This window comes from Sphingobium sp. YBL2 (genome assembly GCF_000943805.1).
GTDB classification, from domain to species: Bacteria; Pseudomonadota; Alphaproteobacteria; order Sphingomonadales; family Sphingomonadaceae; genus Sphingobium; species Sphingobium fuliginis.
This window is the reverse complement of sequence record NZ_CP010954.1, coordinates 1177420-1190683: the sequence shown is the minus strand read 5'-3', so window position 1 is coordinate 1190683 and position 13264 is coordinate 1177420. Positions and strand designations below refer to the sequence as shown.

11 protein-coding genes are annotated in these 13264 nt (G+C 62.7%); 7 read left to right on the top strand and 4 right to left on the bottom strand.

What is annotated here, in order from left to right; genetic code table 11:
* Window positions 1-8 precede the first annotated feature (8 nt).
* From TZ53_RS05625 to TZ53_RS05615, 3 genes are all read left to right on the top strand, one after another.
* The gene (locus TZ53_RS05625; RefSeq protein ID WP_025550530.1) at window positions 9-1253 is read left to right on the top strand and encodes a hypothetical protein; all 1245 of its coding nucleotides are present in this window, start codon (window positions 9-11) and stop codon (window positions 1251-1253) included.
* A gap of 318 nt (window positions 1254-1571) precedes the next feature.
* Entirely contained in the window at window positions 1572-3920 is a 2349-nt protein-coding gene (locus TZ53_RS05620) for a TonB-dependent receptor (RefSeq protein WP_025550532.1), read from the top strand.
* 102 nt (window positions 3921-4022) lie between these two features.
* Window positions 4023-5111, top strand: a complete 1089-nt coding sequence (locus tag TZ53_RS05615) for a phosphotransferase (protein ID WP_226870405.1) — start codon at window positions 4023-4025, stop codon at window positions 5109-5111.
* Window positions 5112-5136: 25 nt separating this feature from the next.
* On the opposite strand, the gene TZ53_RS05610 is transcribed toward TZ53_RS05615, so the two are convergent.
* The 3 genes from TZ53_RS05610 to TZ53_RS05600 are packed head-to-tail and all read right to left on the bottom strand — an operon-like array spanning window position 5137 to window position 7707.
* Window positions 5137-5625, bottom strand: a complete 489-nt coding sequence (locus TZ53_RS05610) for a VOC family protein (RefSeq protein WP_226870406.1) — start codon at window positions 5623-5625, stop codon at window positions 5137-5139.
* 19 nt (window positions 5626-5644) lie between these two features.
* A complete protein-coding gene (locus TZ53_RS05605) occupies window positions 5645-7282 on the bottom strand; it encodes an AMP-binding protein (RefSeq protein WP_084694320.1) in 1638 nt (545 codons plus the stop codon).
* Window positions 7279-7707 carry a carboxymuconolactone decarboxylase family protein gene (locus tag TZ53_RS05600; RefSeq protein ID WP_025550538.1) on the bottom strand — a complete coding sequence of 143 codons (429 nt, stop codon included), beginning with the start codon at window positions 7705-7707 and terminating at the stop codon, window positions 7279-7281. The genes TZ53_RS05605 and TZ53_RS05600 overlap by 4 nt, the downstream gene beginning before the upstream one ends.
* Window positions 7708-7989: 282 nt before the next feature.
* Here TZ53_RS05600 and TZ53_RS05595 point away from each other — a divergent pair, with 282 nt between their 5' ends.
* Window positions 7990-9216 carry an amidohydrolase family protein gene (locus TZ53_RS05595; protein WP_025550540.1) on the top strand — a complete coding sequence of 409 codons (1227 nt, stop codon included), beginning with the start codon at window positions 7990-7992 and terminating at the stop codon, window positions 9214-9216.
* A gap of 25 nt (window positions 9217-9241) precedes the next feature.
* Here the strand turns inward: TZ53_RS05595 and TZ53_RS05590 are convergent, their stop codons facing one another.
* Window positions 9242-10015: an IclR family transcriptional regulator gene (locus TZ53_RS05590; RefSeq protein WP_044660671.1), complete on the bottom strand. Its 774-nt coding sequence runs from the start codon at window positions 10013-10015 to the stop codon at window positions 9242-9244.
* Window positions 10016-10174: 159 nt separating this feature from the next.
* Here TZ53_RS05590 and TZ53_RS05585 point away from each other — a divergent pair, with 159 nt between their 5' ends.
* From TZ53_RS05585 to TZ53_RS05575, 3 genes are all read left to right on the top strand, one after another.
* Entirely contained in the window at window positions 10175-11017 is an 843-nt protein-coding gene (locus TZ53_RS05585; protein ID WP_025550544.1) for an IclR family transcriptional regulator, read from the top strand.
* A gap of 85 nt (window positions 11018-11102) precedes the next feature.
* A complete protein-coding gene (locus TZ53_RS05580; protein ID WP_238320119.1) occupies window positions 11103-11984 on the top strand; it encodes an MDR family NADPH-dependent oxidoreductase in 882 nt (293 codons plus the stop codon).
* A gap of 87 nt (window positions 11985-12071) precedes the next feature.
* A complete protein-coding gene (locus TZ53_RS05575) occupies window positions 12072-13259 on the top strand; it encodes an acyl-CoA dehydrogenase family protein (RefSeq protein WP_025550548.1) in 1188 nt (395 codons plus the stop codon).
* Window positions 13260-13264: the final 5 nt, after the last annotated feature.

The window sequence follows — 13264 nt, the reverse complement described above, 5'->3', positions numbered from 1 at the left end:
GAGGGCTGATGACTAATCCAATCGCCAATGCGGATCAGTTCGCCGCCGAAGCGGAAGTTCGCGCCATGTGGGACGATGCGGCAACCAGGGCGGCGCGCGACCATTGCGCGCAGCTCTGGCGCGTGGGTCATGGCAGCGACGTGCCGCCGGAGGTCGAGCCGCTTTTCGACGCGGCGATGGATGCGTGGATGGGCAATTACCTGTTCAAGGCGGCGGCCCGCGATCCGATCCGGCCTCGCTTCGTGCGTAATTTCATGCCGGGCCATGGCTGGAAGGGCGCGGTCGTGCCCGATGCGCGGATGGGCGGCGACAATCCCGACAATTGTTATCGCCTCGCGGGCATCGCACATGGCGGCCGTTATCGGATCGCTGGCCGGGTGATCGACGCTTGCCCGGCGCATGTGTCCTTTACGCTCGTCGAGAATTGGGGCACATCGATGACCGTCCAGACAGTCGAACTGCCCGGCATCGATGTGACGCAGGACGGTCGCTTCACGATCACCATAGACGATCAGCCCGCCAATGGGCGGCGCAACCACATGACGACCAATCCACGCGTCAAATTCCTGTTCGTGCGCGATTCGATGATGGATTGGGAAAGAGAGACGCCACTGGCTCTGGAGATCGAACGGATCGATGCGGCCGGCGCCCAGCATTTCTCCTTCGAGCGGCGGCTGGACGAAGCGCTGCGGCGGGCGCGGGAAGAGGTGCCGCTCTATTTCTGGTTCTTCCGCCTGTCAGCGGCACGTCGGGCCAACAGCATGCCGCAACCCATGCGCACGGCCAGCGTCGGCGGCCTCGTCACCCAGGCAAGCAGCATCGGAAGACTTCGTCTGGAGGAGGATCAGGCGGCGATCATCCGCTTCGACCCCGCCGGCGCGGCCTATAGCAGCCTGCAACTGGCGATGTGGTGGTACCGGTCCATCGACGCGCATCTTTTGCAGAGCGGCCTCTCTGCGGCACAATCGGCGCGCGATGCCGACGGGCTGATCACCGCGGTCGTTTCGGCGCGCGATCCGGGCGTCGCCAATTGGGTGCAGACGGACGGATTGCGCGACCTGTTGCCGATGATCCGCTGGCAGGGTCTTCCGGAAACGCAGCAGGGCGCTGGGCCGATTCACTGGCTCGACATCCTGCCCTTCGACCGGCTGGACGCGCATTTGCCCGCCGGCATCGTGCGGACGAACCGGCAGCAGCGCGAGGATCAACTCCGCGCACGGCGCGCCGCCTGGTCGCGCAGGATCAGCGTTTGAGTGAAAATATCCGGGCGGCCGGACAAAAGCATCCGACGAAGATCTGGAGATTTGCTGTGGTCGGAATGTTGATGCCCATGTAACCGCCAGGAATGGAAAGCGAAAAGCCGGCGGTCGAACTGTGGCCTGGAATCAACCATCCGCTCAAATCTTCATCCTCTTCCTCCGGCGATCAGAAGATCGTGTATCTGATGATGCATAACATCCGCTAATCAAGGGTTTGGCATGGCCGGAAATGAGGCTAGCTGGCTTTCATCCGTTCGCCGGCTTCAGAGCAGAGCCTATTGGCCGGTTCCATCCAGTCCTTGAGAGGATGCAATGACCTATCGACGCTATCTTGCCGCGACGTGTGCGGCCCTGTTCATATCCGCGCCTGCCTTCGCGCAGGATAATGCGCAGCCGCAGGCCGAAGGCGTGTCGAGCGGCGACATCGTGGTCACGGCGCGCCGTCGCGACGAAGCGCTCCAGGATGTGCCGATTTCCGTCTCCGCCATTTCGGGCGAACAGCTTTCCCGCTCGGGCGTGACCGACGTTCAGGGTCTGCAATATCGCACCCCTTCGCTGTCGATCACGAGCGCGCAGAGCCAGCGCAACACCGTCGCCTTCTCGCTGCGCGGCCAGCGCACGCAGGAAACGCAGCTTTTCACCGACCCGCCGGTCGGCACCTATTTCGCTGAAGTAGTGCAGCCGCGCCCCTATGGTTTCGGCAACAGCCTTTACGATCTGGAATCGGTTCAGGTTCTGAAGGGCGTCCAGGGCACGCTCTTCGGCCGCAACATGACCGGCGGCGCGGTGCTGGTCGAGCCTGCTCATCCGAAGCTGGGCGAATTCGCCGGCGAAGTGCGCGGCCAATATGGCAATTACGACATGCACGACCTGTTCGGCATGGTGAATGTGCCGGTCGGGGATTCCGTCGCCCTTCGCTTCGCGGGTAAGACCCGCGAACGCGACGGCTGGGCGCGCGACATCGGCAGCGGCCTGCGCCTCGACAACCAGAATTACGACACGTTCCGCGTGTCGGCGCTGGTCTCGCCGGGCAACGGCATCGAATCGCTGACTATATTCGACTGGTTCAAGTCGCGGGAAAACGGCACGGCGTCTTTCCTTACGTCCATCAACTATCCTTCGGCTCTCAACAACTATGCCAGACTCGCGGATATTCCGGGTCAGTTCGCGGAGGCGCAGCAGCTTTTCCGCTCGCGCCGCTTCACGCTCAATTCCGGGTCGGGCAATGGCAGCAATCTCGACGTGTTCGGCCTGCCGCGGGAGAGCATCAAGAACTGGGGCATCACCAACAAGACGACCTGGGATCTGGCCGACGGCCTGACGCTGAAGAATATCTTCGGTTATCGCAAGGAGCGTCGGGATACCGTTCAGGATTATGACGGCATTCCCGCCTTCCTGATCGCCCCTTATCAGTTTGCGCGTTCACGCAACATTTCCGAAGAACTGCAACTTCAGGCCAAGATGTTCGAAAACCGGCTCGACCTCATCGTCGGCGGTTATTATTTCGAGGAAAAGGGCATTGACGGTTCGCTCGCCAATACGCTGCCTCAACTGAATATCCTGGGAGCCGGCCTCAATCCTGCGACGACAGACGCGACGCTGTTCGTCACCAGCAATCCGGGCGAAGGCTATTCGCGCACCGCGGCCGCATTCGTCGCCGGCACCTTCAAGGTCACGGATCAGCTCAGCCTGTCCGGCGGTCTTCGCTATAATTATGACAAGCGCAAGATCACCGTTTCGCCTTCGCAGCCCAACTATCCCAATGCTGACGGCACCTTCGGCCGCTGCTCGTTCGACACCGATACGTCGACTGCCGGCGTTCAGCGGGTTCCGCTCAGCCAATGTTCCTTCACCAACAGCAAGTCGTTCAAGGAATGGACCTACGACGCGACGGTGCAATATGAGCCGAGCCCGGAAGTCACCACCTATGCGTCCTATCGCCATGGTTTCCGCGCGGGCGGCTTTTCGACCCGGGCCACCGACGCGATCACGCTGCGGCCGTTCCTGCCCGAATTCGTCGATGAATATGAAATCGGCCTGAAGACCAACCACCGGCTGGGCGCGGGCCGCCTGACCACCAGCACCGCCCTGTTCCGTCAGGACGGCAGCGACGTGCAGAAGCAGCGCGCGACCTTCATCGACGGCAATGTCTTCACCATCGTCGACAACACCGCCAAGCAGCGCAATGTCGGCGGCGAGTTCGAGGCGAATTTCAGCACCGACAGCTTCTCGCTGGCGGCCTTCTATTCCTATACGAAGGTCGACATCCGGGCGGGCCGGGTCGTGCTGAACGGCCTGACCGAGTTCGAACAGCGCGGGGTGCCCAAGCATCAGCTCGGCGCCACGGCAACCATTTCGCCGCCGGTCAGCGAAGATCTGGGCCAGCTCAACTTCGTCCTGAACTATACCTGGCGCAGCAAGATCTATCTCGACGACTTCGAGATACAGGGCGTGCAGCCCGCCTATTCGCTGATCAACCTGCGCGCCGAACTCAACAATGTCGGCGGTTCGGGCGCTTCGGTGGCGGCCTTCGTCAACAACGCGCTGAACGAGACCTACCGCATCGGCGTGCTGGGCCTCATCGCGGAAGGGCTGGGCTTCCAGAACAGCGTCTACGGCGAACCGCGCACCTATGGCGTGGAAGTCGGCTTCAAATTCTGATCCGGCCCGGGCCGTGAAGCATCAAGGGGGCGCAGAGTTCTGCGTCCCCTTTTTCTTGCACGCCGCCGTCTGGCATTCTGTGCGGAAACGACGCTGGAGAGAATGATGAGTGAGGCTTATCCCGCCGATGCGCTAGCCCTGCCGTTGACGCCGCAGCAGATCGACAGCGCGTGGCTGACCCGCGCCTTGCGCCAGCGGCTGCCTCATATATCCGTTGTTGAATCGCAGGTGATCGATGTCATTCTCGGCACATCGACCAAGATTCGCGTTCGCCTCGCCGTGGAAGGGGAGGGCGCCGGGCAGATTGGCGAAACCCTGATCGTCAAGGGCGGCTTTGAGGAGCATAGCCCGAAGATGGCGGCGATGTACGCCAATGAAACGCGCTTCTACGCCGACATCCAGCCGCTCATCCCCATGCCGTCGCCGCGCGCCTATTTCGCGGGCACCGACCCCCATTCGCACCAGTCCATCGTCATCATGGAGGATCTGAAGCGCCCCGGCGTCGATTTCTGCGACGCCTTGCGTCCGCAGCGGTTCGACCAGATCGCCCGCCGCATGGAGACCATGGCCGCCTATCATGCCGCGACCTGGGCTTCACCCCATTTCCGGCCCGGTGGCCGCTGGGCCGACATCGCCAGCCGGTTCGACGGTTGGGGGCTGGACTATATGCGCCGTTATCTCCTGCCCGATGTCTGGGCGCATTATATGGCCTCGCCGCGTGGCGCGGCCGTCTCCACCCGGCTGCACGACCGCGACTGGATGGAACGGGCGCTGATGACCATAGGAGAGATTCAGCGCGCCCAGCCCCGCTGCCTGATCCATGGCGACACGCATCTGGGCAATCTCTACATATTGGAGGACGGCACGCCCGGCTATTTCGACGCGCAGGTGGCGCAGACCGCCTGGCACCATGAAGTCTCCTATCATATCGTCTGCGCCGCCGACCTGGCTGACCGCGCCGCATGGGAAGGCGATCTTCTGCGTATCTATCTCGACGCGCTGGCGCGGGAGGGTGGTCCCGTTCTGGATTGGGAATCGGCCTGGCTCGACTACAGGCGGTCCATTCTGTGGGGCCTGTTCATCTTCCTCACCAATGAGGTGCGCTTCCAGACCGAGGCCGTCAACACCGCCTATGCCGCCCGCTTCGGGCAGGCGGCGCTCGACCACGATCTGCGTCTCCTATTGCCCTAAGGCAAATAGGAGACGCAGCGCGCGTTCATATCGCCAGTTCATTCATGAACTTGTCGATTCTGGCGTTCAGCCTGTCGACCAAAGCCCGGTCCGAAAGCTCCACATAATAACCAAGCTGCTCCACCGTATCGAGGTGGATCACCGCCGCATCGCCATTGGGCATTTTGGCGCCCCAACTCTCGAACACGCAATCGACGCCATCGGGCCGCTGCGACAGGTCGTCGACCGCATAGCCGAGATGGAAAATGCCTTCACCGCGCGTTTCCAGCCATTCCCTGGCGTTCCCTTGGCCGACCACCGGCTCGATCATTTCCAGATAGACGTCGCCCCATTTGGTGAAGGCGTTCCTATTGGCGAAGCGCCCGCGCCAGTCGCGATAGCGCCCTTCATAATCGGTATCGAGCCGCCAGAAAGGCCCAAGGCCCAGCAGATTGCGATAATGCGCCATGCCTGCATCGATGTCGCGCACGACGACGCCGATCTGATAGAAGTCGCCCTTGAATTTCATGGTCATGCTCGCTTCCATTCTGTGATCAGCCCGCGGCTTGGGCCTTCGCCTGGTCGCGCAGCAGGAATTTCTGGATTTTCCCCAAGGGCGTGCGCGGAAAGTCATCCACCAGGAACAAATGGCGCGGCACCTTGTAATTCGCCATCTGCTCGCGACTCCAGGCGGTCAGTTCAGCCAGCGTCAGCGCCGCGCCTGCCTTAAGGATGACGCAGGCTGCGCAGACCTCGCCCATGCGATCGTCGGGCCAGCCGATGATGCAGACATCAGCGATGGCGGGATGTTTGCGCAGGATATTCTCGATCTCCGCCGGATAGGCGTTGAATCCGCCGACGATGACGACATCCTTGAGGCGGTCGAGAATGCGGAGCGTGCCGTCCTCGCCAATGCACCCGACATCGCCGCTATGAAGCCAGCCATCCGCGTCGATCGTCGCCGCGGTCTGCTCCGGCTCCTCGAAATAGCCCTGCATGACCACTGGCCCGCGAATCAGCAGTTCGCCGCTTTCTCCGGGAGGCAGCGGATTGCCGTCCCCATCGACGATGCGCAGTTCGACGCCGGGCAGCGGCTTGCCGACGGTCTTCGCAATGGTTTCAAAGCTGGCGTCGGGATAGTTGACTGTGGCCAGCGCCGTGCATTCGGTCTGGCCGAAGCTGGTCAGGAACAGGTCGAACCCGAATATTTCCCGCCCGGCGCGGATCAACTCCACCGGAACATTGGATGCGCCCGTATGCCCGACCCGCAGGGATGAGATGTCGAACGCGCCGAAACGCGGATGCTCCATCAGCGAGAAGAAGATGGTCGGCGGTCCCATCAGCACGCTGATCTTCTCGCGCTCGATCAGCCCCAGCAGCGCTTCCGCGTCGAATGTCGCCAGCGGATAGACGGTGATTCCCGCGACCAGCGCGGAAATCCAGCCCGACCGGTAACCGAAGCTGTGGAAGAAGGGATTGACGATGGCCATGCGGTCGCCCGCCCGCAGGTCGTTGGATTCGTTCCAGATGGCCGGCACCCACAGCGCCTGCCCATGATTGTGCATCGCGCCCTTCGGCTGCCCGGTGGTGCCGCTGGTGAAAAGAATGTCCGCGATGGTCTGCGGCGTCACGGCCGCGATTCGCGCCGCCAGCGCGGCCTCGTCCGCCTGTTCGCGCTGGAAGGCGGCGAAGGCAGGCCCGTCCAGCGCCACGATATGGCTCAACCCCGGCAGGTCGCGCACCGGCCCGGTGTCGCCTGCGCCGCCGCCCGCCTGAACCAGCATGGCGGCATAGTCATTGCCCAGAAATCCCGTCACGGTGAACAGGATCTTGGCGCGCGTCTTCGCCAATATGTAGAGCGCTTCCCCACCCTTGAAGCGGGTGTTGACCGGCACCATGATCGCGCCGATGCTTTCCGCCGCCGCCGCCGCGATCATCCATTCCGGGCTGTTGGGCGCCCAGATCGCCACCCGGCCGCCATGGGCGACGCCATGGGCGATCAGGGCGCGGGCAAGACCGTCCACCCGGTCCTTATATTGCGCGAAGCTGATCCGCGCTCCGTCCTCGCCTATGATGAAGGGCGTGCTGCCATAGCGTGCCGCGACATGCGCGATGACTTCCGGCAATGTGTGTTCCAGCGTCTTCGGCAGGTCGGAAAAATGCGGATTCGCCATGGTCGTCGCGCCGGTCACAACAGCCCCTTTTCCTCCGCCGTCTGCACGTCCGGGGACACGCCCGCTTCCCGCATGGCCTCGATGACCGCCGTGGTGGCGGAGGCGATGCAGGGGAAGCCGACATAGGGCGTAAGCTGCACCAGCAATCCCTCCAGCTCTTGCGCCGTCAGTCCGTTGGCGATGCCGATCTTGACGTGGTTCTTCAGTTCCAGCGACTGTCGCATGGCGATGAGCGCCGATATGACGGCCATGCTCTTTTCCCTGGGCGCAAGGCCCTGATGCTGCCACGCGTCGTGAAAGGCCCAGCTTGCCGCCATGCGCGGAATGGGCGAGCCGAAACGGTCAGCGGTGCAGGCTTCCCGAAAGGCGTTGCCGAACCCTTCGCCCATGATGCCGCTGATGAAGTCGACGCCCGATTTCTGTTTCTCGTCCAGCTCAGCCATCCATTGCCTCCATGCGTTTTGATTGTCTGGCCTATGGGTGGCGGCGTGCCCGCGTCAATAACGCCGCCACCGCCATCGGAGGGTAACACACACTGATCGGCCATCTGATGGCATCAGCATCCCATCGCCTATGTGATGGCAGGGCCGGGCCGATATTCGCGACATGCAGCCATGCCTATATAGATTTCGACACTTACAGGTTTCGACACTCGGCGCCCGGGTTTGATGGCGGCGTGGTCCAGATCATATCGAATAACGTCATGGTTTTGGGGAAGGAACATCATGTCTGCACAAATCGAAGCGGCGGAAACTTCGCCTGTCTATTCCGGTCCGATCTTCGATGCCGATACGCATTTCTGGGAAACGGATGAGGCGTGGACGAAATATCTGCCCCAAGACGCCGCCGAACGTTATGGCGTCACGTTCAAGACAGGACCGGACAGCGACTTCGCCATGTATGTGGGGCCGCGCAAGGTGGAGATCAGCGCCGACCATCTGTTCGAGGATGGCCGCGTTCCCGCGCCCGGCAAGCTGCATGAATGGCTGCGCGCCATGAAGGAAGGCAAGGCCGAGATCGACATGCATGTGCCCAAGACCCCGGCCATGGTCGAGCCGGGGGAACGGGTGAAACTGCTCGATGCCTGGGATGTGCGTTCGTCCATCCTCTTCGTCGGCAACATGATCACGGCCATCAGTTTCCTGGACGACCCGCGCTATGCCTATCCGGTATTGAACGCCTATAATGGCTGGATGTACGACCAGTGGAAGTATAATTACAACGACCGCATCTTCTCATGCCCCATCATGACGCTCGACAATGTCGAGGAAGCCTGCAAGGCGCTGAAGGATGTCGTCGCCAAGGGCGCGAAGCTCATCCTGATGCCGATGGGCCCCTATAACGGCAAGGCGCCCGCGCATCCCGATCACGATCCCTTCTGGGCGATCGCCAATGAAGCCGGCATCCGCGTCGTCTTCCATGTCTCCGAAGCCATCTACATGAAGGATCATATGGCGCTGTGGGGGGAGGGGATGCAGCAATCGCGCATCCGGCAGTCCGCCTTCGTGTGGATGCACGGCTATTCGGAACGGCCGGTGATCGAGACGCTGTCGAGCTTCATCTTCTGGAACTTCTTCGAACGCTTTCCCAATATAAGGCTGCTGTCGGCCGAAAATGGCGCCGAATGGGTTCCGTCCATGCTGGTGAAGATGGACAAGTGCCGGGGCATCGCGAAGAACGGCCATTGGCCCGCCGGCCAGTTGAAGGACCGGCCGAGCGCCATCTTTGCTCGCCATATGTCGGTCGTCGCCTATCCGGAGGACGATCTGAAATCCATCATCGATCAGGTCGGCAATGCCGATTGGGTTCTGATGGGATCGGACTATCCCCATGCGGAAGGCGTCGCGGAACCGCGCCTGTTCGCGGAGGAAGCGTGCAGGGGCCTGTCGGCATCGGATGTGCGCAAGGTCATGTATGAAAACGGCATGCGCTTCATGGGCCTGCCGGTCTGAACCTGATCCGACCCGTCGCCGCGCGTCAGCTTCCCGCTGAGGCGTGGCGGCCCGCCTCCACCGTGGCATTCAGAAGCCGTTCGAAATTCTGCTTCATCCGGTCCAGCGGAGCCGCCAGCATGAGCGCCCCCAGCAGATCGCCGTCAGGGCCCATGACCGGCACCGCCAGGGCCGCGGTGTCGCTCAACATCTCCCCGAAGCTGGCGCAATAGCCCTGTTCGCGTATCGCCGCGAGGCCGGCGCGGATGACATCGGGGTCGGTCCGCGTGCTGTCCGTCAACTTCCTGAGATGGGCGCGGGCCAGATATTCCTCCACCTGTTCGGGGCTGGCAAAGGCCATGAGGACACGCCCGGCAGCGCTGGCGTAGAGCGGCGCACGCAGCCCCGCCTGCATGGCATATCGCACCGGCTGCGGGCTGTTGCTCGCCTCGGTGTAGATGGCCTGCCCGATTTCCCAATCGGCAATGGCGAACCCCACCGACTCGCGGGTTTCGGAGGCGAGCTGCTTGACCAGGGCGCGGATGAGTTCCGGCGCAGACCAATGGCGCACGATCCGGCTGGCGAAATGATAGGCCGCCGGACCCAGTCGGTATCGCCCCTCCTGACAGGACAGATAATGCATGTCGCACAGGCCCCGCAGCGTGTCGATGAATGTGCTCTTGGGCACCGTCATGACCACGCTGAGTTCGGCCAGGCTCATGCCGTCCTGCTTGCCTGCCAGCAGGGCCAGCAGATCGAGCACGCGGGTGATCGCCTTCGGTCCGCGGGCGCGGGTTTCCTCTGATTTGGCCTGCTGCATCGTCCCCTGTTCACCTTTCCGGTCTCAACTCGCATTGCATAGCCGTTCGAAAATTCGAACGCAATTCGAAAAACCGTTGGACATTATATTCATGATGCGGTACGAAAATCCGTGCAGCAGATGCAATTTCATGCATCCGCGGGAGGAAGAGGAAAGCCAATGGCCACCAGCGCATCCCGGACCATCAAATCCGCGCATCGAGTGCTGGAGATCCTGGAATATTTCGACCAGGATCGCCGCGTCGCCACCGTCATGGAAATGTCGCGCACGCTGAACTATCCGCAATCCAGCACATCCGAACTGCTCCGCTGCCTGACGCGGCTGGGCTATCTCCACTATAATCGCGTTCGCCGGACCTACAGTCCGACCGCGCGGGTCGCCCTGCTCGGCGCCTGGGTGAAGCCTTCATTGTTCCGTGGCGGGCCGGTGCTGTCCGCAATCGACGAGATCGCCAAGCTGACGGGCGAAACGGTGCTGCTGTCGACCAGTTCCAACTATGTGCTGCAGCATCTGCATGTCATCCACGGCAATAATGAGGATGCGCTCGATGCTCATGCGGGCGATCAGCTGTCCATCCTGCACAGCACGCAGGGGCGGCTGCTGCTTTCGAGCTACCGCAATGAAGGCATCCGTTCCGCGGTCCACCGCCTGAACGCGGAGGAAACAGACCTGTCCCGGCATGTCCGCCTGGCCGAGCTTCTGTCCGAATTCGCCGTGCTGCGTGAAAAGGGCTGGGCCATCGAACAGGATCGGGACGGGGTCGGCTGCGTCGCTGTATTGCTGCCTTTCGGCCGGAATATGGATCGGCTGACCGTCAGCGTCATCGCCCGGCCGTCCGTGATTGCGGAGCGCGGACAGGAAATGCTGGACCTGCTGATCAGCCGCAAAGCCCGGATTGCCGAACTGCATCAGGAGGAAGACGGGCTGGAGCGGGACAGCAGCAATGTCGTGAAAATGCCCGAGACGATCAAGATCGCCAGCTACCGGCGGCATTTCGCCTGAGCGCAGGGCCGGTATCGGCGTGAACCGCGCGGTGCTGCCCTGCGGAAAGGGGCGTGTCCGCCTTGCGGAGGCGCCGGCGCCGTCCGTGCCCCGGAATGATGAAGTGCTGGTGCGCATGGCCTATGCGCCTGTCAATCCGGCTGACCTTCTGGCGATTGAAGGCGGATATTCCTTTGATCTGCCGCATGACCAACCGCTGGGAGCCGAGGGCGCGGGGCTGGTGGAGGCAGTGGGCGAAGCCGTTGCCGACCTTCGTCCGGGCGATCTGGTGATGGTGCTTGGCCGGGGCAACTGGTGTGCGATGCGCCTTTTGCCCCGTCGCCATCTGATAGCTCTGCCGGCCGGATTCGATCCCGTGCAGGCGGCGATGTTGCGCATCAACCCTCCTACTGCGCATCTGCTCCTGCGCCATGCTGGCGTGCTTCCGGGCGATGCGATCATTCAAAATGGTGCGGGATCGGTCGTGGCGCATTGGGTTCGCACCTTTGCCGCGCGCATGGACGTCAAGGTTGTCGATGTCGTGGGAAGGCCGCATCCCGCGACACCCGATGCGCTGTTGGACGGCGACGGTCTGGCGGAGCGCGCACTGGCGGCGTCGGGCGGGCGGCCTGTCCGCGCCGCACTCGATTGCGTGGCGGGCGCGGCGACCGACCGGCTTGCAAGCTGCCTGGCGCCGGGCGGCCGGCTGTTGCTGTTCGGCCATCTCTCCGGCGAGCCGATCCAGGTTCGTTCGCAATTGCTGACCGGGGGTGGCCTCTCGATCTTGGGCTTCAGCCTTCGCCCCGCGGAGGAGGCCATGGGTGTTGAGGGCGTGCACGCCATGTTCGCGGAACTGGCCGCGCTCCATGCCGCCGATCCGCCGTCCCTGCCGGTGCGCGCCATCGTTCCGCTGTCCCGTGCGGAGGAGGGGATTGCGCTTGCCCGGACGGGCGGGGGCGGGCGCGTGCTGTTCGATCTGACGCAATGATATCGGGCATGTGAAGGCCTTGGTCGCGCCGTTGACTTGGAAGCCCGATGCCTGCTGGGGAAGGGGTTCTTATATGGGAACAGCGCGATGAAATTGGATTTTACGCCCGAGGAAACGGCCTTCCGCGATGAGGTGCGGACCTTCCTCAAGGAAGCCCTCCCAGAGGATCTGCGGCGCAAGATGATCAACCGCGATCATCTGACCAAGGAGGATACGGTGCGGTGGCAACGCATCCTCAACGCGCGGGGATGGGCCGTGACGCATTGGCCCGTCGAATATGGCGGGCAGGCCTGGACGCCGGCTCAGCGCTATATCTTTCAGGAGGAGATGGCGTTGGCCCATGCCCCGGAAGGATCGCCGTTCAATGTCAACATGATCGGTCCGGTGCTGTGCAAGTTCGGCACCCCCGCGCAAAAGGACAGGTTCCTGGCGGTCACCGCCAATATCGACATCTGGTGGTGCCAGGGCTTTTCCGAACCCGGCGCCGGTTCCGACCTTGCCAGCCTCAAGACGACGGCGGTTCGAGACGGCGATCATTATGTCCTCAACGGGCAGAAGATCTGGACGACACAGGCCCAGCATGCGGACTGGATGTTCGGCCTGTTCCGCACCGACAGCAGCGGCAAGAAGCAGCAGGGCATCACCTTCCTGCTGCTGGACATGAAGACGCCGGGCATCACCGTCCGCCCGATCGAGACGATCGACGGCGAGCATGACGCCAATGAAGTCTTTTTCGACGATGTGCGCGTGCCGGTGGAGAATGTCATTGGCGAGGAAGGCCGGGGCTGGGACGTCGCCAAGCATCTGCTGGGCAGCGAACGCAGCGGCATCGCCCGCATCGGTCTTTCCAAGGAAAGGCTTTCGCAACTGCGCGCGCTGGAGAGCCGCCTTGCCGCGGACGGCACCCTGACCGACGAAGAACAGCGCCGCCTTGCGCACAAGCTGGCGGAGGTGGAGGTGGAATTGCGGGCGCTGGAACTGACCCAGTTGCGCGTCGTCGCCGCCGATGCCCATGGCGGCGGCGCCAATGCGGCGGCGTCCATCCTGAAGGTCAAGGGCACGGAAATGCAGCAGCGCATGACCGAACTGGTCGCTGAGCTGGCAGGCCCGGCGGGCCTTGCCATGCCCGATCATGATCATGCGCCGAACGATCCGGACGATGGCTGGATCGGCGCTGCCGCTCCTTTCTATTTCACGATGCGCAAGGTGTCGATCTTCGGTGGGTCCAATGAGGTCCAGAAGAACATCATCGCCAAGACCATGCTGGGACTTTGACGCGC

Coding starts and splice junctions, on each gene's coding strand:
- TZ53_RS05625 (WP_025550530.1), top strand. CDS start 9: ATGACTAATCCAATCGCCAATGCGGATCAGTTCGCCGCCGAAGCGGAA.
- TZ53_RS05620 (WP_025550532.1), top strand. CDS start 1,572: ATGACCTATCGACGCTATCTTGCCGCGACGTGTGCGGCCCTGTTCATA.
- TZ53_RS05615 (WP_226870405.1), top strand. CDS start 4,023: ATGATGAGTGAGGCTTATCCCGCCGATGCGCTAGCCCTGCCGTTGACG.
- TZ53_RS05610 (WP_226870406.1), bottom strand. CDS start 5,625: ATGACCATGAAATTCAAGGGCGACTTCTATCAGATCGGCGTCGTCGTG.
- TZ53_RS05600 (WP_025550538.1), bottom strand. CDS start 7,707: ATGGCTGAGCTGGACGAGAAACAGAAATCGGGCGTCGACTTCATCAGC.
- TZ53_RS05595 (WP_025550540.1), top strand. CDS start 7,990: ATGTCTGCACAAATCGAAGCGGCGGAAACTTCGCCTGTCTATTCCGGT.
- TZ53_RS05590 (WP_044660671.1), bottom strand. CDS start 10,015: ATGCAGCAGGCCAAATCAGAGGAAACCCGCGCCCGCGGACCGAAGGCG.
- TZ53_RS05585 (WP_025550544.1), top strand. CDS start 10,175: ATGGCCACCAGCGCATCCCGGACCATCAAATCCGCGCATCGAGTGCTG.
- TZ53_RS05575 (WP_025550548.1), top strand. CDS start 12,072: ATGAAATTGGATTTTACGCCCGAGGAAACGGCCTTCCGCGATGAGGTG.